14 protein-coding genes and 1 pseudogene are annotated in these 17,568 nt (G+C 42.6%); all 15 read left to right on the top strand.

From position 1 onward, the window contains the following. Positions 1-239: 239 nt before the first annotated feature. The 15 genes and pseudogenes from FYJ57_RS12180 to FYJ57_RS12250 all read left to right on the top strand — a co-directional run bounded on the left by FYJ57_RS12180 (position 240) and on the right by FYJ57_RS12250 (position 17,496). Positions 240-467: a hypothetical protein gene (locus tag FYJ57_RS12180; protein WP_147397905.1), complete on the top strand. Its 228-nt coding sequence runs from the start codon at positions 240-242 to the stop codon at positions 465-467. Between the two features lie 289 nt (positions 468-756). Then, positions 757-882, top strand: a complete 126-nt coding sequence (locus FYJ57_RS15650) for a hypothetical protein (protein WP_268878824.1) — start codon at positions 757-759, stop codon at positions 880-882. A gap of 161 nt (positions 883-1,043) precedes the next feature. Continuing rightward, positions 1,044-2,090, top strand: a complete 1,047-nt coding sequence (locus FYJ57_RS12190) for a hypothetical protein (protein WP_154432852.1) — start codon at positions 1,044-1,046, stop codon at positions 2,088-2,090. 281 nt (positions 2,091-2,371) lie between these two features. Next, positions 2,372-3,373 (top strand): Rpn family recombination-promoting nuclease/putative transposase, encoded by a 1,002-nt coding sequence (locus tag FYJ57_RS12195; RefSeq protein WP_205839979.1) that lies wholly within the window; start codon positions 2,372-2,374, stop codon positions 3,371-3,373. A gap of 194 nt (positions 3,374-3,567) precedes the next feature. Then, positions 3,568-4,425 (top strand): hypothetical protein, encoded by an 858-nt coding sequence (locus FYJ57_RS12200; protein WP_154432854.1) that lies wholly within the window; start codon positions 3,568-3,570, stop codon positions 4,423-4,425. After that, positions 4,413-5,204, top strand: coding sequence for a hypothetical protein (locus FYJ57_RS12205; RefSeq protein WP_154432855.1), 792 nt, complete (start codon positions 4,413-4,415; stop codon positions 5,202-5,204). The genes FYJ57_RS12200 and FYJ57_RS12205 overlap by 13 nt, the downstream gene beginning before the upstream one ends. Beyond that, positions 5,173-5,397: a hypothetical protein gene (locus FYJ57_RS12210; protein ID WP_205839980.1), complete on the top strand. Its 225-nt coding sequence runs from the start codon at positions 5,173-5,175 to the stop codon at positions 5,395-5,397. Before FYJ57_RS12205 ends, FYJ57_RS12210 begins: the two co-directional genes overlap by 32 nt. A gap of 623 nt (positions 5,398-6,020) precedes the next feature. After that, a pseudogene (locus tag FYJ57_RS12215) lies at positions 6,021-6,845 on the top strand (Rpn family recombination-promoting nuclease/putative transposase); the annotation flags it as partial. A gap of 6 nt (positions 6,846-6,851) precedes the next feature. After that, on the top strand, positions 6,852-7,166 hold the full coding sequence (locus FYJ57_RS12220) for a hypothetical protein (RefSeq protein WP_154432858.1): 315 nt from the start codon (positions 6,852-6,854) through the stop codon (positions 7,164-7,166). 327 nt (positions 7,167-7,493) lie between these two features. After that, on the top strand, positions 7,494-8,891 hold the full coding sequence (locus tag FYJ57_RS12225) for an ATP-binding protein (protein ID WP_154432859.1): 1,398 nt from the start codon (positions 7,494-7,496) through the stop codon (positions 8,889-8,891). A 321-nt stretch (positions 8,892-9,212) separates the two neighbouring features. Then, positions 9,213-10,715, top strand: a complete 1,503-nt coding sequence (locus FYJ57_RS12230) for a serine hydrolase domain-containing protein (RefSeq protein WP_154432860.1) — start codon at positions 9,213-9,215, stop codon at positions 10,713-10,715. A 172-nt stretch (positions 10,716-10,887) separates the two neighbouring features. Continuing rightward, positions 10,888-12,579 carry a putative bifunctional diguanylate cyclase/phosphodiesterase gene (locus tag FYJ57_RS12235; RefSeq protein ID WP_205839981.1) on the top strand — a complete coding sequence of 564 codons (1,692 nt, stop codon included), beginning with the start codon at positions 10,888-10,890 and terminating at the stop codon, positions 12,577-12,579. Next, the gene (locus FYJ57_RS12240; protein WP_154432862.1) at positions 12,576-14,930 is read left to right on the top strand and encodes a LuxR C-terminal-related transcriptional regulator; all 2,355 of its coding nucleotides are present in this window, start codon (positions 12,576-12,578) and stop codon (positions 14,928-14,930) included. Before FYJ57_RS12235 ends, FYJ57_RS12240 begins: the two co-directional genes overlap by 4 nt. A gap of 184 nt (positions 14,931-15,114) precedes the next feature. After that, complete coding sequence (locus FYJ57_RS12245; protein ID WP_118573943.1) at positions 15,115-15,855, top strand: peptidylprolyl isomerase; 741 nt, start codon at positions 15,115-15,117, stop codon at positions 15,853-15,855. A gap of 198 nt (positions 15,856-16,053) precedes the next feature. Next, entirely contained in the window at positions 16,054-17,496 is a 1,443-nt protein-coding gene (locus FYJ57_RS12250) for a L,D-transpeptidase family protein (RefSeq protein WP_154432863.1), read from the top strand. The last annotated feature ends 72 nt before the right edge of the window (positions 17,497-17,568 follow it).

The raw sequence follows: 17,568 nt of genomic DNA on the forward strand, positions 1-17,568 counted from the left end.
CCGGTCCTTTCTGGATGATCTGTTACCGTGGTCACCAAATCTGCCGGACGGGATTCGAAAGAATTGATAACCAGGGCTGCCGTAAGGCGGCTCTTAATTTTGGAGGTACTCGCTATTGAGCGTGTACGAAAAGACTGTCAGTAATGCTATATTATTGGGGTAATGACGAAGATGGACACCATTTGAGAATTTCGATTGTAAATGTGGGAAGACTGTCAATTTATATCAGGCAGGTAGAAGTGAAAGATAAGAAAGGAATATTTCTTGGAAGTATGAATACTTTTGATATGGACAAAAATTTCCTGATTATCAGTCCGAACGAGGTGCTTACACAAGAAATCAGTGTAGAGAATAAGAATCGTGTTTTTGATAAGTTTGGAATAGATTTGAACGGTCATATAAAAGTGGTTATAACGGATTTGGAAGGGAAAAAATACAGTTTTTCTAAGGGGTGGCCGGTAGGATAAGCAAATAAACAATTGAAGGAATAAAATTTTTGTAAACCAGAGATATGTGTTTTTAATTCATGAAGACGATTTCGTATATTTATCCCATTTTATGGAGATTTGGTTTGATTCGTGTTTCTGAAAAGAAAGAAAAAGCATTGATGCGGAAAACTGGATAAATATTGTTGGATTATGAAGTATATGTTAAATTAATAATTCACGGATGCTGATAGATCGTGAAGCAGCGTTGGTGATAAAAACAATCACGAATACAGCGATAGAAATTTCGGAGAAAGAGGAGAAGATTGATATGTGTAAAGCAATTGATGATATGCTGAGCGAGAGAGAGGCAAGAGGAGCGGCAAAAGGAGAGATAAGGGGGATTGAGATCGGAGAACTCCGGATGCTGGTTAAGCAGGTAAAAAGGGAAGGCTAACGATAGAGGAAGCGGCTGAAGATGCAGCAATGAGTGTGGAAAAGTTCAGAAATGTGACAGATGATATGTTGAAGGAAGTTTAGAGATGTGACACTTGTGCAATTGCACACGGCTACGTTTCTTTGCTGATTATTCAGAGTAAGCATGAAAGGGGTAGATGAATGAACTATTTGTTCATACAGTTAAATAATATTGATATTCCAGAAGAACGATTTGACATATTATCCATTGGTGAGGGAATAGATGTGGAGATGTATCTGGAAAGTCCGGCGCATCTTTTAACATATAAAGGTGAAGAAATGACAGATGTCGTAGAACAATCATCTATCCGGGAAGATTTGGGAAAGTATGATTTTATGGCTTTGATAAGAAAACCGATGATCGCTGTTTGGATGGATACAGAACAACGAGAATGGGAATTCGAAAATAAAGAAGAAGCAGACAGTTATTATGCAGTAAAAACATTAAGTTGTACAAATCTGGTTCAGATATTTGCATTGGGATTGTGGATGGTGAAAGACTGTAGTGTGTATTCAGACTTATCTTATTGGTGTAACACGGATACGACATATTCTTCAAAAAATCGTCGAAGTATCCAGCAGTTAAATGCATTTGGTAAGGCGGAAATGACATTTTTCAACAGCGAAGAAATTAGTGATGCATTTGGATATATGACACCGATTATGCAGATTTTTGCCGAAGCACGTAACAACAATGCACCGATAGATTCAGTATACAGTCAGGGAACACATGTACTGAATATAGAGGCGACACTCAGTAATAACGGATGCAGCTTCTATAGAATCCTGATCCTATTACAACTGGCACGAAAAACAGGACTGTTATGTGAAAAAATCAGTTGGTATTGTGCAATATTGGAAAGTCTTTTTGCAATTGAAAGAAATCATAAAAAGAATGTTTCTGAAATGACGGCAGCATTTATCACAGATACAGAACAGGAAAAAATGGAAGTGATTCATAGCATGCGAATGGCATATAAGATACGATCTGAGTTTGTACATGGGAGTGTGAGCTCATTAGTGGGCAGTAATGCACAGGCAGAGCTTGGAAAGTTGTCATCAGAAGTAGATAGCTATGTTCGCAGGGCATTGAGGAAGGCATTTTTCGATGAAAATATTAATTATGAAGAGACAACGGAAGATAAGAAACGCGTGCGAGAGTATTTGAGAAATAATTGGCCGTGCTGAGAAACCAGAATGGATACTTTGGTGATGATGGAAGTCTGCTTTATGTTTGGGAAGGTTCTTACATATATCTGGCACCAAGAGAATAAAAGAAGTCTTTTACCGTCAGCATATTGACAATCACAAATCATATTGTTATAGTAGATACAACATATCTGGGAAGCAATTCTTGAACCGTTCGGTTATCTGATTCCCCTGTATGAAAAAAGAAATGATTGGTGGAACGGAGAACCGAATATTTAACAAAAAAGCTCCGTTCTTGCACAAAGGAAAGGAGTATGCCTATGGGAAAGGTGGATACAGTCACCAAAGCCTATATGAGAAAAAATAACATTTTTGCAGATGCATTTAATTACCTGATCTATGATGGAAAACCTGTCGTTAATCCGGAACAGCTGAGAGAACTTGATACAACAGAGATTGCCCTGCCATTTGGTTCGCAGGAAAAGGAAAATGGCCAGTCGAATGACCTGGTTCAGAAGTATCGTGACATCCTGAAATTAGCAGTTGTGATGCAGGAAGATGAGGCAGCATATATCCTGCTTGGAATCGAGAACCAGACAGACATCCATTATGCGATGCCTGTCCGGAACATGATATACGATGCCCTGCAGTACGGAAAGCAGGTTGCAGATACAGCTGCAAATCACAGAAAAAATGATAAAAGTTTCAGAAAACGTACAAGTGGGGAATATTTATCCGGATTTTACAAAGAGGATGTATTGAAACCCGTGGTTACGCTTGTGATACATTTTGGGGCAGATGAATGGGATGCCCCGTTATCATTGCATGAGATGATGGAAGTCCGCAGCGAGAAGCTGCTGCATTACATTCAGGACTATCGGATCCACTTGATTGATCCGGCGAATCTTACAGAGGAAGATCTGGTGAAGTTTACATCGAGCCTGAGGGAAGTCATGGAATATATCAAGTACTCGAAGGACAAAGATAATTTAGCCAGAATCTTAAAAGACAATCCACGGATGGTGATTGACCGGGAAGCGGCAATGGTGATAAAAACAATCACCAACACATCGATAGAGATAGCAGAGGGAAAGGAGGAGATTGACATGTGCGAAGCAGTTGAAGCTATGCTGAGTGAAAGTGAAGCGAAAGGAATAGAAAAAGGAATGCAACAAGGGAAAAAAGAAGGCATAGAGATTGGAGAACTCCGGATGCTGGTTAAACAGATAAAAAAGGGACGGCTAACGATAGAGGAAGCGGCCGAAGATGCAGCAATGAGCGTGGAAGAGTTCAGAAAGGTAATGGAAAGTAATGTCAGATAATAAAGCAATACTTTTATTACAGATTGGTTTTGCAACACAGGAATATTAAATATTCAGTAATCAAATTTAAAAAGGGTCAGCCGTGAGAGGTTGATCCTTTTAAAGTATTTCATAAACGCTCATTATTTCAGCTGAGATTTTGCTTACATAAAATTTATATTAAGTATTTAAAAATGTGCGTTGATTCAGCTGATGTGGATGTAGAGAAATGGGGAAAATTAATCCAGCGCATACAGTGGTATGAAATGTCGATTCAAAATGAAGTGCTTGAAAAATTGATTCTCAGTTGCAGAGGAATGGCTGATAAAGAAAAACTTAAAATTAAAAATCAACTGAGATTTGAAATCTACAGGCACAGGTATTTTTCCGATGCTGACTGGAGTTTGCCAGAAGAAGTGTTAGGCAAATATGAAAGTACAATGAATGAAATTGTGTTTTCGGATAAAATATACGAATACATGTATCTTTTTTCGCCTGAATTTGAATTCCCACTATTATACCCCGTGTCTTATAGCCGAGAAAAACATAACGAGTCGGCTGACCAAAATCAAAGATTAAGAGAAGAAGAGATAAGGGTAGGATTTAAAGAATTCAAAGAAAATAAATATTCTTTAGATAAGCTGATCGAATTGGCTGTACAAGAAGATAATATATTGGGAGAAGTTCTGGCACAGTTTTATTCGGATGGTATGTTTGATGAAGAAGTATTTCATCTTCTTATGAGAAAAGATAAAGAAGGAAAGCATGTATTTGATTATGTAAGATATTTACACAGATATGGATCAGTAGATTTAAAAGACGTGATAGAAATGGTAAAAAGGATATCCGATAATAAAAATCTTCTGGTGAATTTGATTTCGTTAGAGTTTATAGAAGATGATGTCAATGCGCTGATTGCGAAGGAAGATGAAGAAATCAAGACAATGTATTGGAGCAGGAATACACGGGCAAGAATATCGGATCATGCAGGACATCAGGTGTTTTTATGGGCGTTGAATGAATGTGAAAATATGGAACATGCGATAACTATTTTGAATTATTGTATGATGTAAGAGAAAAAATATCAATTCAAGAGTTATATGATGCGACAGTTAAAATTTCCGATATGAAGGGCGGTATTGCCAGCTCTATGACAATATATTATATCGGTGAGATCTTGAAAGAGTTACAGGATGCATTTATCACAGATGACGAAAAATGTGCCGAAATAGTTTCAGTGGAATGGTTGTGTAGAAATATACTCGAATGGAAACAAATGAGATGTCTGCAAAAAGAGATGAAGAACGATCCGAAGATTTATGCTGATCTTGTCGGTATTGTTTATAAAGCGGAGGATGATGAACCTGACGATAAGGAAAAATGTGAAGTGGCAAATGCCGTGTATTCAGCATTTGACAAAGCAAGATTTTGTCCTGCAGAGAAAGATGGAAAAGTATCCTATGAGGTTCTGAAAAAATGGGTAGAAGAGCTTAAAGGATTGTTGATCAAGCAAAAACAAGAAAATTTGTTTGGACATTTAATCGGACGATTACTGGCATATTCCCCCATTGGTGCGGATAGTTATCATCCGTGTGAAGCTGTACGAAAGATCATAGAAGAATATGATTCTGATTCATTGCGGAGCTCTTATATCGTAGCAGAAGAGAATAAGCGTGGGGTTCATACCGTCGATGCTGGAAAATCAGAGTTGATTTTACATCAGAGATATCTAAACAATGCGGAAGGACTACAGGCAGAATATCCTAAAATAGCAGAAATATATTTTACCTTAAGTGAAGACTACAAACGTGAAGCAGAGTATGAAAGAAAGCGTGCAGAAGATGAGTGGTAGGAAAAAATATAAAGGAGAGAGGTATAGTTTTTTCAGAGATAAAAAGCTTGGACATGGTGGAAATGGTGCGGTATATGATGTGAAACTTGAAGAAAAGGATGATCTAGGTTTTCCTGTAGTTGCTAAATTTTTTGAATATAGTGGGGACGATAAAGAAAAAAGATATAATAGTGTAAATTGCAATAGAAAATAGGAATTTTCTTAAAAAATAGCAATACAAACAAAAATGCAAAATTGAAATATGCAAAATGCATAAAAAAGGACAGACTCATATATGGAGGTAAAGCATGAGTGTAATTAAATGGATTCATTTTTCAGATTTGAATTTAACAAAACTAACATTAATACAAGATTGCTAAGAGGCAGTATTCGTTCGTTTCTGACAGAGAATTAGATCAAATGTGAAGCTGTTAATGTGTCACCGACTCATTTTTTATATAAGGTGACTGTCATTTGGTAATTATATAGAAATGTCATAAAGAGAAGCAACATAGAAATTGACTTTACTCTCACGATATGTTACCTTAACCATATACATATCTGGGAAGCAATTCTTCAACCATTCGGTTATCTGATTCCCCATATGAATAAAAAAACTGGTGGAACGGAGGATCGATGGAGAGTACTCCTTTCACCGCATACAGAAAGGAGCATGCGAATGCAGCAAATGACAAACCACAGACCCCTGGCAGAACTGGATCTGCTGGACGACTTACGCGAGCAACGAGCCAAAGTCCGTGCTTGCACGAGACCTTGGCGACTGCCGCGATAACTTGAGAAACTCGCGTAGCGTGTTTCTCATAGTTTCTTTTTAATGCCTTATTGGCTTATCCGGAATATGGAAAGAAATTCTGTCGAAAATTTCTAAAGATTCTTTTCGGAAGAGAGTTCAAAAATCTGAATATCGTAACTCAGAAGTCCTATGGCGGAAGGGATACCGGTCTTCACGGAGCCCGACTGGACGTATACATCGAAGAGGGAGATGAGGTAGAGATTGATTCGTCAAATGTCTCTGCGATTTATGATATTGAATCTGACAAGAACAATAAGAGGAAGGATATAGATTTTATCGCACAGAGAACCCGGTTCTACCATGCGATCATCGACAGTCGGAGTCTAAAAAGCGGTCAGTCATACGACAAACTGAAGAGAGTCTTTGTTATCTTTATCTGTCCCTACGATCCCTTTGGGGATGACCGGATGATCTATACCATCCGGAATCACTGTGTAGAGAATCCGGAGCTGCCGTATGAAGATGGAGCCAGAACGATTTTCCTCTATACAAAAGGAAGAAAGGGACGGGATAATGAATCCCTGAGTCAGCTGTTGGACTATATGGAGAATACAACCCGGGAGAACGCAGTAACGGAAGAGCTGGAAGATATCCAGGAGATGGTGGATGTTGTGAAAGAAGATGCGGAGGTGACGGTGGCATATATGAAAGGATTCGAGAGAGACCAGATGTTTCTGGAAGAAGGGAAGGAACTGGGGCGAAAGCTGGAGCAGGAAAATACCCTGAGAGAGAAGAACCGTGCGGATACCGAGAAGAATCGGGCAGAAGAAGAGAAACGGAGAGCAGATGCAGCTGTGGAAGAAATTGAGAAGCTGAGAAAGCAGCTGGAAGAGCTGCAAAAGAGTTAAGAATCGATGAGTCAGCTACTGAACTATATAGAGAACACAACCCGGGAGAACGCAGTAAGTGAAGAGCTGGAAGATATCCAGGAGATGGTGGATGTTGTGAAAGAAGATGCGGAGGTGACGGTGGCGTATGTGAAAGGATTCGAGAGAGATCAGATGTTTTTGGAGGAAGGAAAGAGACAGGAAAGGGAGAATACTCTAAGAGAGAAGAATCGGGCAGATGCCGAAAAACACCGGGCGGAAGAAGAGAGACAGAGAGCTGATGCGGCCGTGGAAGAAATCGAGAAACTGAGGAGACAGTTGGAAGAGTTACAAAAGCAATAGTACGCAGAATCTGAGAACGTTGACAGAAGATATGAAGAGATACCAGAACATAGCGGTTAATATTGTGGAATTTATCGATACAGTAGCGGATGCAATCAGGGAACAATTGATAGAAAATAGATTTATCCAGTTGATGAGCATATACAGAAGCAAAAAATCGAAAGGAGAACTATATAAGCACGCAATATGTAAAGCGCAAATTATAGTTTCATATGTAAAAGGCTCGACTTATTTTACTTGACTTTGCAGAATAGCTGATTTATTTTACTCGTAAAGAAGTAACTTACGAGTTACTAACTCACGAGTATAATTATTGGAGGTAAGCGTATGAGTCAATTCTATTGCCGTGAGGATGAGCTTCGGAAACTGAATAAACGGTACGCTGGTGATAAGTTTGAGTGCATCGTCATCTACGGCAGACGACGTGTTGGTAAAACGGCATTGATCAATGAGTTCTGTAAAGATAAGCCTACCATTTTCTTTTCTGCATTGAACACTACAGGAAAGGGAAATCTGGAGGCTCTCTCAAAGTCAATCATGAGTTTTGAGCGGCCAGATATGGAGTCTGCACCGGAGTTCAGGTCTTATGATGCTGCCTTGGACGAACTGACTGCACTTTCAAAGGAAAAACGGATCGTCTTTGTTATCGATGAGTACCCGTATCTTGCAAAGGCAAAGCCGGCCATTTCAGCGATGCTGCAGCACATCATCGACCACAAATGGACAGAGTCCAAGATGTACCTGATTCTTTGCGGCTCCTCTATGAGCTTCATGGAGAGTCAGGTGCTTGGCAAGGAAAGTCCGCTGTATGGCAGGCGTACTGGCCAGTTTAAGATTGAGCCGCTGGACTATAAGGAAACCGCTGTGTTCCACCCAAATCTGTCAGCAGAAGATAATTCCCTGATTTATGGAATCACGGGGGGAGTTCCCCACTATATTAATAAGCTGGATGTGCGAGATAGTGTGGATGAAGCTCTGCTGGATAATTTCTTTGACCGTTCCAGCTATCTGTATGAGGAACCGGGCAATCTGCTGAAGCAGGAACTTCGGGAGCCAGCCATTTATAATGCAATCATCAAAGCGATTGCAGAAGGTGATTCCCGAATGAACGATATCAAGATGAAGGTCGGCGAGGAGAATTCGGTTGTATCTAAGTACCTGAAAACGCTGATCGACCTTGGCATTGCTAAGAAAGAAACACCGATTACAGAAAAACCGGGTAAGAAAACCATCTATCTGCTGGCTGATAACTTTTTCCGTTTCTGGTATCGGTTTGTGCCAATCAATATGAGTGCCATTGACTCTGGTAGAATTGCAAAGATCTATCCACACGCTGTAAAACAGTATCTTCCGGATTACATGAGCCTGATTTTTGAGAAGATGTGTCAGGATTACCTGCTCTATTATTCGGACAGTCTCCCTATTGAACTGAGTGAAATCGGCCAGTGGTGGGGTACGGACCCGAAGAAGAAAAAGCAGACACAGATTGATATTGTTGGAACACCCGTTGAGGGTAAGGACTATATCATTGGTTCGTGTAAGTACAGAAATGAGAAAATTGGTGTGGATGAACTCGATTTGATTCGGGATTATGCCTCAGTCTTCGGAAAAGGTAACAACTATTACTACTATATCTTCTCAAAAGGCGGATTCACAGATGGACTTCTTCAGGCACAAGAGAGAGGTGAAGTTCGGCTAATAACGCTGGAAGACCTTTACAAGTAAAGATTCCAACCAACCCTGCTAGTGAAAGCTGTCAGGGTATTTTATACCCATAAAATACTCATAGCCTTTTTTATGAAAATCTCTCTTTTGGTGTTGTCACTTATATTAGCGTTCACCGGCAAATGATATTATATGATATACTTTATTCGGAAAGAGAATATGCCTTGCTCAGAAAATGAGATTTGTGTGTCTTGTGAATTGACATTTACTATCAAATATAATATTTTAAACATATATATATCGGGGAAGTAATGTAAGATAAGTGGCAGGTACGACAGAATGCTTATTATGGAGAAGTTTGCGATTAAGGAGAGATAAAAAATGGGATACTTTAAAGATGTGACACCGGAATCAGTTGGAATCAGCTCCAAAGGAATTATGAAATTTCTTGACAGGATGGAACAAAATCAAATCGAACTACATAGTTTTATGGTGATCCGCCATGGACAGTGTGCGGCAAAGGGATGGTGGAAACCATATGATGAAAAATTCCGCCATCCGTTGTATTCGTTCAGCAAATCGTTGACGGCTACGGCGATTGGTTTTGCACAGCAGGAAGGAATCTTATCTGTTGATGAGAAAATTGTCGATATTTTTCCGGAACTGTTGCCGGAACATCCTTCCGAATATCTTAAAAAAATCACCCTGCACCATCTGCTGATCATGGGATGCGGTCACGAGACGGAGATTTCGGACAATTCCGAAAACTGGATCTCTACATTTCTGCATCATCCGGTACTCCATGAGCCGGGAACATTTTATAAATATAATACAGCAGGAACCAACATGCTGGCTGCGGTTCTGCGGAGAAAGACAGGGCAGAATGTGACAGAGTTTCTGAAACCGCGTCTGTTGGAACCACTTGGAATCACTTCTCTGACCTGTGCATTGCTCGGCGACGGAACAGAGCGTGGCGGAGGAGGTATGAAGATGGTGACGGAAGATATGGCAAAATTTACGTATTTTCTGTCCAGACAGGGAGAGTGGGAAGGAAAACAGCTGCTTCGAAAAGAATGGTTCGAACGCGCCTGCCACAAGCAGATTGAGACAGAAGGCGATTCCGAAGGACATGTAAAAGACTGGGCACAGGGCTACGGTTATCAGTGCTGGATGGGCCGATATCCTGGCTCTTTCCGCGCGGATGGAGCGTATGGCCAGTTTGGGGTTGTGTTCCCGGATCTTGATTTGATTGTGATTCTGACGTCATCCACAGAGCAGACACAGGAGGAATTGAGCGCACTGCAGGAGGATCTGATTCCCTATGTACAGAAAGAGGCTGGAGAGCTGGCACCGTCACCGCTTGCAGAAACTGTAAAAGAGTATACTGCACAGCTTGCTCTTCCACCACGCAGAGGAACGAGAAATCCTTTTATGGAGGAAAAAGTAAGTAAGCATGTGTATGTGTCTGTTCCGGTTCTGAACGACCGGCTGCCGGATTCTGCGGAAGTTCTGATTGGCGGAAGCGGGCTGTTTCAGTTTGAAGTGAGTCCGATCCAGGAGATGCGGTTTGCTTTTGGAAGCGATAAGATGTACTGGAAAGTGCTGGAAGGTGGAAAAGAAAAGGAATTCGTCCTTTCTATGCGTAAGGACTTCGCCTACAGTGAAACAGACGGCCATATTTACGCAGGATCAGCTGCATGGCGTACCGTCAATAGCCTTGAGATGGAGATCCGGCGGATGGACGGCTTAAGCGGAGGTCGCATGATTGTCAGATTTCAGAAGGGAAATCTTTTGTTAGAGGCAGAGGATACGTTGATCAGCGTAGGTGGACTCGGCATTTCACCGCGTCAGGCACTGACGGTTTTCGGAATAAAAGAGTCCTGAACAAAAAGATGAGAAAAGACAAGGAAGAACTATTCAATTGGATAGTTCTTTTTTTCTTTTACGTTTGCTATAATTATACAAAAGGTGAAATTCAAGAAAGAGTGTGGGAAAATATATGGAAAAAGATAGGATAAACGATACAGAAAAAAGTTTTCTGTCCGAAAAAAAACGGATGGATAAATTAAAAGTACTGATGAAATATGCGGGAATCTCTGTCTTTGAGTATTTCCCGGATAGCGATCGAATGGTTCTGTATAATGAGCAACTGGAAGAAGAAAAAGGAATTATGCCATTTCTCGGTCAGCTGGGTCAGATATGTACGATCCATCCGGAAGATGTGCAGAAGATGCGCGAGTTTCTTCTCGGACAGACTCTGGGAACGGTGGAACTGAAGCTTCTGGAAAAGGGTCACTACAAGAGAGTACTTCTGGATGCATTGCAGAAGGAGGTAGGTGACCAGTCGGTGATCGGTTGCATCAGAGATATCACGGAGATACGGAAAAGAGAAGAACTTCTGGAAGATAAGGCAAGAAGAGATTCCATGACAGGACTGTATAACCATGATACCGGAAAGCTTCTGGTGAACGAGTACCTGCGGGAGAAACGGATGGATGCTTCTTCCGGCCTTCTGATGCTGGATGTGGATCATTTTAAAAATGTAAATGATGTGTATGGTCATCTGTTCGGGGATGAAGTGCTGATTGGATTTTCCGGATTTTTGCAGAGCTTTTTCCGCAAAGAGGATATTCTGATCCGTACCGGTGGAGATGAATTCGTCGTGTTTTTAAAGGAAATCAGCCGGGAAGCACTGGAAAAGAAAGTCAGTGAACTGGTGAAAAGAGTGGGAAAACTGACGTTTTCAAAAAGAGATTTTGTCATGAGCTGCAGTGTTGGTGTCTGCTTTCTGCCGGGAGGTTTGGGCGATTACAGTTACGAACAGCTTCTTGAACATGCAGATCTTGCCTTGTACCGGGCGAAGATTGCGGGAAGAAACCAGTATGCAGTAGGGGAAAAACTGATCCCTTTAGATACCGGAAACAAGGGAGAAACCGCAGTAAAACTGCTGATGGATGAGACCATGGAAAAGCGGGAGTTCGAGATCTATTTCCAGCCGAAGATTTCGTTACATAATTATAAGATTGTGGGAGCAGAGGCTCTGGTGCGCTGGCGAAGACCTGACGGTATCGTGGTGAGACCGGAACATTTCCTTCCGTTTTATGAAAAAAATGGAAAAATCGTGGAACTTGATTTTTATGTATTTGAACAGGTGGCCGCATTTCTGGAAAAAACAAAAAGAAGCGGAATCACACCGGTGCCGGTTTCGGTCAATGTATCGGCGCTGCATGCGGAAGATCCACAGACAACCAGACGGTATCTGGAGATTCTGGAAAAATATAAAGTGGATCCCGGGATGCTGGAGATGGAATTGAAGGAGACGGATACGATCCGGTATGAAAATATCAAAGATCTTCTGCGTTCTCTACAGGAGGCCGGTTTCCATACAGCACTGGATAACTTCGGTGTGGGATCTTCTTTTATTAATCTGATTGCAGATGTCCCGTTAAATGATGTAAAACTGGGACGCGGGTTCATGGAAAAGTGTGAAAAAGATTACCGTGGTATCGGTTTTCTGCGACAGATGATCGGGATGTTGAAAAGCCTCGGTTTCCAGGTTCTCTGTGAAGGCGTGGAATCGGCAAGACAGGTAGAGATACTGAAAACTTCCGGGTGCGATCATGTACAGGGGAACTGGTTTTCCATGCCCCTGAGTGCAAAAGAATTTGAAAAAATGTTGTTCCTTCCCGGCGAAATATTCTGCCGTTGCAGAAAAAATGAAGAACATAGTACAGGGGGAGAAGCATGATGAGAACAACTGGAGACGTATATCTGTGGCCGGCAGCGGCCGAAAAAAAATTACGGATGGCGTATCAGGCGGGACTTCCTGCTTATCTGTATGGTGTTACCGGCGTGGGGAAAACTTCTCTGATTCGGCATTTTCTCGAGAAAAAAGAATATTTTTATGTCTCTGCACTGAATACGACGCCGGATGATCTGGAGAGTGAAAAAATCACGGCACCGGTGATCGTGCTGGATGATCTTTACGCAATCTCGGATATCCGGCTGAAAGATGCTTATTATCAGAGAATCCAGGAATGGATGGAACGAAATGATCTGTGGGTGGTACTGATCTCCCGTGCCCCATTTCCGGCGTGGCTTCTGTCCCTTCGGATGAAATATTCTTTCGTAATGATCGGGGAAGAAGATTTTTGCCTGACAAGAGAACAGCAGGATGAGTATCTGGAAAGATATGGACTGCAGGTGTCAGAGGAACAGCTGGAAAAAGCATGGGCTGTGGGAAGAGGGAATCCCATGTCCCTGCGGATCTTTGTGATGGAAAACGGGAATCTGGAAGCCACGATGCGTACGGTCTGGACGTACCTGGAGAGTCATGTATATGATCAGTGGGATACAGAACTGCAGGAATTTTTTATGGATATTTCCATTGTCAAAGATTTTACGGTGAGTCTGGCGGCGATGATCACCGGAAATAAACATGTGGAGCATATGCTGGCACAGGGGATGGAAACCGGCAATTTTTTTGCAAAAATGGGGGAAAAAGACGGTGTCTGGCGTTGCAAGGATGCCATGCGCTGGTCTATGAAACAGCGGCTGCATAAAAAACGCTCTCCGGAACAGATCAGCCGTCTGTATTATAACGCAGGTCTGTATTATGAGATGGAGGGCGAGATTGCCAAAGCACTGGAAATGTACAAGGTATACGATGATACAGACAGTATCTTCCGGCTGCTGGTGGCGAATGCCAGGGAAAATGCAACTATCGGTAATTATTATGAACTGCGAAATTATTATCTGGAGCTTCCGGAGGATCTGATCCGGGAGAATCCGGTACTTATGATGGGAATGAGCCTGTTGCAGTCGATTCTTATGAATGTGGATGAAAGTGAGCGCTGGTATCATGAACTGGAAGAATATCAGAAACGGGCAGAGGGAAGTGATGCACGGGAAGCCAGAGGACGGCTGATCACGTTGGATATTTCCCTTCCCCATCGTGGCATCAGCGGAATGACGGAGCTGTTGCGGGCGGCAGGTGTCCTGATCACCGACCGGAAAGTACACATCCCGGAACTCTCTGTAACCAGCAATCTGCCCTCGATGATGAATGGAGGAAAAGACTTCTGTGAGTGGAGCCGCAAGGACAGAGAACTGGCCGTAAGCCTTGGAAAGATCATAGAATTTGTGCTTGGAAAGTATGGAAAAGGGCTGGTTCCGCTGGCACTGGCAGAAAGCTATCTGGAAAAAGGACAGGATGATTATGAGGTGATGGCACTGATCCAGAAAGGACGGATGCAGGCGGAAAGCGGAGGAAAAATCGAACAGGTCTTCGTAGCAAATGGACTCCTTTGCTGGATGTATCTGATTCGTCAGGATCTGGAAGAGGCGCTTCATGTGATGCAGACTTTTCGGGAACGATGTAAAAAAGAAGCACCGAAGCTGATTGCGAACATAGATACATTTTTGTGCCGGTTGCATCTGTATCGGGGAGATACAGCGGAGATCCTGGCGTGGCTTGAGAGCGCACCGGATGAAAACAGAGAGTTCTATATTCTGGAACGATTCCGATATGTAACAAAGGTGCGTGTCTATCTGCAACAGGGAAGATACGAGGCAGCATATAATTTGTTACAGCAGCTGCTCTACTATGCAAAAGAGATGGAACGGACATATATCCGGATAGAAAGTACGTTACTTCTGGCAGTGACCTGTTATAAGATGGATCGGAAAGAGTGGAAGAATCTGTTGCAGGAGGCTGTCAGCGAAGCTGAATCCTATCATTTTGTCAGGATCCTGACAAAAGAGGCTGGTCTGTGGCTGCCCCTTCTGAAAAAAAGCAGGGAAGAGATATACTGGACCGATCCACACTTTCACAGACAGGTGCTGGAAGAAGGAAAAAGGATGGCGCAGATGTACCCTGGATATCTCAGAATAAAAGCAGAGGGAGAAGTCACACTTTCCGATACCGCACGGAAGATTCTGCGGATGCAGGCAGAGGGAGATTCCATGAACAAGATAGCCGGACAGCTGGGGCTGGCGGAAGTGACGGTGAAGTATCATTGTCGGGAAACCTACCGGAAACTCGGTGTGAACGGAAAAGCAGCGGCGGTGAATGAAGCAAGAAAACGAAAACTGATTTAGAGTGTGTGTGAAAAATCATGCACTTCATGGCCTGCCCTTGCATATTTTGTCCTTTTCTTTTATAATAAAACCCACGCGACATGGTACGGGAAACAATTGTTATACCGATATCCCGTGGCAAAATACCTCGCAGGATCCGATACAAACAACATCAGCGGATCCGGAAAGCAAAGGAGAAAATATTATGGCACAGAACGTACTGGCAGTGGTAGCCGGACACCAGATCACCGAAGAAGAACTGCAGGCATTTATCGGACACCTGCCGAAGGAGCAGCAGGCATATGCATCCAATCCACAGTTTAAAGAACACTGCAAAGAACAGCTGATCACTTTCCATGCACTGGCAAAATGCGGAGAAGATGAGAAGCTTGATGAGACTGAAGAATATAAAAAAGGAATGGAAAATGCAAGACAGGATATCCTGGTACAGATGGTATTAAAAGAGACTATCGAGAGTGTCAGTGTATCTGATGAGGAAGTGAAAGATTACTATGAACAGAACAAAGCACAGTTTGTAAAAGGAGCTACGGTAAATGCAAAGCATATCCTGACCGATTCCGAAGAGAAATGTGCAGCTATTCTGGAATCCATCGTGAACGGGGAAAAGACTTTTGAAGAAGCGGCAAAAGAATCCTCCACCTGCCCATCCGGTGCACAGGGCGGTGACCTGGGTGAATTCGGAAAAGGCCAGATGGTGAAAGAATTCGAAGACGCAGCCTTCCAGGCAGAACCGGGACATGTGGTAGGACCGGTAAAAACTCAGTTTGGTTATCATCTGATCAAGGTTGAGAAGAAAAACGAAGCCAAAGAAGCCGGATTTGCTGAAGTAAAGGATCCGATCCGTGCAGAACTTCTGAAGAGAAAACAGGACCAGGCATACCTGGCGAAAGTGAAAGAACTGAAAGAGAAATATGTACAGAAATAATCTGATAAATTTCAGTCTGCAGAAAGATTCGTCAACCTGTAAAAAAGCGTTCTATGAAGAAAGAAAATTGTTATATTTTCATTATTTCTTTTTCATAAATGTATAGTATAATAAGCGTGACTGTGAAGACATTGAACAGTTACGGATCTAGACAGATGATGTCAGAACAACAGAAAAAAGGGCAGGGAAGAAAGACGAATGAGGAGTAAAAAAAAGTCAAAAAAAATATATATCATCCTGCTGGTTGTCTGCCTGCTTGTTATGGCGGGACTGGTAGTAGGATTGTTTGGTTATGCACACTATATGGGAACAAAAACCATGGGAAGCCGGATCAAGATTTTTGGAGAGGATGTATCCGGACGCAGTGTGGAAGAGACGGCAGGGATGCTGGCAGATGATTTTAAGAAAGTACCGGTTACTTTTCAGGAAAACGGGGAAACGGATTATCAGACCACACTCGGTAATCTTGGTTACAGCATCAACGAAAAACAGCTGAAACAGGATCTGGAAACACTGAGAGACAAACGCTGGAAAGAAGGCGGTTTCTTCCCGAAACAGGAAGGTCTTACGGTAGCTTATCAGGTAGAACGAAACGATGAGACATTTTCTGCGGCACTGACTGAGGAACACTTTCAGCTTTCCACAGACCGTGTGGATTCAACCGATGCATACGTGGAATATAACAGCGACCAGAGTGCTTATGTGATAGTCCCGGAGACACTGGGTAATCATATGGATCAGGCAGCTGTGGAAGCATATGTGGAGGAACAGATCCGCCCGCAGATTGAAGGGGATTTTCCGAAAACAGGACTGAACGTGGAAATTATATCAGATCTCTACCGGAAAGCAGCTGTTACACAGGATGCTCAGGAATTACAGGAAAAAGTAACCACGTTAAATGCTGCTTTGCAAAAGTACAAAGGAGTTTCCGTAACGCATACATTCGGAAAAGAAACTCAGGTTCTGGACAATGCGACTATCTGTTCCTGGCTGGTGATTTCCGATGAAAGTGTATCCGTTGATACCGCACAGGCGCAGGAGTATATCAAGAATCTTGCCACAAAATACAATACTATCTACCGGCCACGTTCCTTCACGACTACAGGCGGTGAAGCGATCACCATCGAAGGTAATGAATATGGTTACCGGGTTGACCAGGAAGGAGAACTGACACAGCTTCTGGCAGATATTGATGGTGGGGCAGCTGTGACGAGAGAACCGGTATACAGTAAATCTGGCTATTCCAGAAACGGAACGGATGACCTGAACGGAAGTTACATAGAAGTCAGTCTGGAACAGCAGCACCTGTGGCTGTACAAGAATGGGGCACTGGTGACAGAGACTGATATCGTCAGTGGTCTTCCGGTAGAAGGAAGAGAAACATACCGTGGGGCATGGCCGATTGCATACAAAGCAAGTCCGTTTACCTTAAGCAGTGATGTGTATGGATATGATACCACGGTTACCTACTGGATGCCGTTTGTTTACGGACAGGGACTTCACGATGCCAGCTGGCAGACAAGCTTTGGCGGAGACACCTATAAAACCAAAGGAAGTCACGGCTGCATCAATCTGCCGCCGGATCAGGCGAAGATTATCTATGAGACAATCGATAAAGGATATCCGATCCTGCTGTACTGATGTGTGGTGACAGAATTATATGATATATAAAAAGCGTAAAAAAGAACAGGCGGGGATTGTTTTTGGACAATT

Source organism: Oliverpabstia intestinalis, from assembly GCF_009696065.1.
GTDB classification, from domain to species: Bacteria; Bacillota; Clostridia; order Lachnospirales; family Lachnospiraceae; genus Oliverpabstia; species Oliverpabstia intestinalis.

Bases quoted from the DNA above. Each gene is read 5' to 3' on its own strand.
- FYJ57_RS15650 (WP_268878824.1), top strand. From the start codon at position 757: ATGTGTAAAGCAATTGATGATATGCTGAGCGAGAGAGAGGCAAGAGGA.
- FYJ57_RS12235 (WP_205839981.1), top strand. From the start codon at position 10,888: ATGGATAAATTAAAAGTACTGATGAAATATGCGGGAATCTCTGTCTTT.
- FYJ57_RS12195 (WP_205839979.1), top strand. From the start codon at position 2,372: ATGGGAAAGGTGGATACAGTCACCAAAGCCTATATGAGAAAAAATAAC.
- FYJ57_RS12220 (WP_154432858.1), top strand. From the start codon at position 6,852: ATGAGTCAGCTACTGAACTATATAGAGAACACAACCCGGGAGAACGCA.
- FYJ57_RS12240 (WP_154432862.1), top strand. From the start codon at position 12,576: ATGATGAGAACAACTGGAGACGTATATCTGTGGCCGGCAGCGGCCGAA.
- FYJ57_RS12190 (WP_154432852.1), top strand. From the start codon at position 1,044: ATGAACTATTTGTTCATACAGTTAAATAATATTGATATTCCAGAAGAA.
- FYJ57_RS12230 (WP_154432860.1), top strand. From the start codon at position 9,213: ATGGGATACTTTAAAGATGTGACACCGGAATCAGTTGGAATCAGCTCC.
- FYJ57_RS12245 (WP_118573943.1), top strand. From the start codon at position 15,115: ATGGCACAGAACGTACTGGCAGTGGTAGCCGGACACCAGATCACCGAA.
- FYJ57_RS12225 (WP_154432859.1), top strand. From the start codon at position 7,494: ATGAGTCAATTCTATTGCCGTGAGGATGAGCTTCGGAAACTGAATAAA.
- FYJ57_RS12250 (WP_154432863.1), top strand. From the start codon at position 16,054: ATGAGGAGTAAAAAAAAGTCAAAAAAAATATATATCATCCTGCTGGTT.
- FYJ57_RS12210 (WP_205839980.1), top strand. From the start codon at position 5,173: ATGAAAGAAAGCGTGCAGAAGATGAGTGGTAGGAAAAAATATAAAGGA.